The organism is Streptomyces sp. NPDC005195, from assembly GCF_040608315.1.
Taxonomy (GTDB): domain Bacteria; phylum Actinomycetota; class Actinomycetes; order Streptomycetales; family Streptomycetaceae; genus Streptomyces; species Streptomyces kaempferi.
In genome coordinates, this window is the sequence record NZ_JBEXHZ010000398.1 from 1 (window position 1) to 1,053 (window position 1,053).

Annotated in this window: 1 protein-coding gene; it reads right to left on the minus strand. The window is 74.7% G+C overall.

The window, feature by feature from the left end:
- On the minus strand, positions 1-983 hold a 983-nt coding region (locus tag ABZV34_RS39915; protein ID WP_356288357.1), incomplete at its 3' end, for an AAA family ATPase.
- Positions 984-1,053 lie beyond the last annotated feature (70 nt).

A 1,053-nucleotide genomic window follows, 5' to 3' on the forward strand; every position in this document is an offset into this window, starting at 1 on the left:
CCGGCGACGGCCGCGGCCAGGGGCGGGGGGATCTCCGTGCCGAGCACGGCACAGGCCCAGGCGAAGCGGACGGTGGAGGTGCCCAGGCGTTCTAGGCGGGCGATCAGGCCGCTGCCCTTGACGGCGGCGGCGAGGTCGCGCAGCAGGTGCGCGCCGGCCTCCGTCGGGACCAGCCCCCGGTCGCGCACCTTCGCGGTCAGTTCCACCGCCTCGAACGGGTTGCCCGCCGTGACGGCCCAGCACTCCCGGCAGAACGCGTCGTCTGCCTGGGTGCCGAGGTCCTCGCGCACCAGCCGTGCGACGGCGGCGGCGCTGAGCGGTTCGAGGTCGACGGGTCGCTGGCCCGCGCGGCCCGGCAGGACCCTGAACGACTCGGCGTGGTCGGGGAGTTCGTCGGGCCGGTAGCCGACGACGAGCAGCAGCGGGAGTTCCTCGGCGCGGGGTGCGAAGGCGGCGAGCCAGCTGAGCGACTCGGGGTCGGCCCAGTGCGCGTCGTCGAGGACGAGGACCATCGGGGCGCGTTGCACGGCGAGGTGGGTGAGGACCCAGTCGAGGCCGGCGCGCAGGCCCTGCTGGTCGGGCGGAGCACCCTCCGAGGCGGCGCACAGGCCGAGCGCGGGCCCGACGATGGCGTACCAACTGCCGAGCGAGGCGCGGAGTTCGGCCTCCGAGAATCCGGCGAGGTGCGGCTGCAGGAGCTGGCGGGCGACGTGGAAGGCGACGCGCTGCTCCTGCTCGCCGCCGCGTGCGGACAGGACGGTGCAGCCTTTGGCGGCGGCGCGCCGCCGCACCTCGGCGAGGAGGGTCGTCTTGCCGATCCCGGCGCGTCCGGCGAACGCGAGGAGCGCGCCGCGGGGCCGCTCGGGTGCTTCGGACCCGTCCCTGCGCAGACCGGTGAGCTCGCTCAACGCCTCCTCGACAGCGGCGAGTTCACTCTCCCGTTCGAAGAGAGTACTTCTGCCGCGAACGCTGCGCTGACCCATCCTCCACCCCCAGGTCACGGTGGGGCGTCAAGCTCGGGGAGCGGGAGCGCACCGAGACCTCCAGGCACCA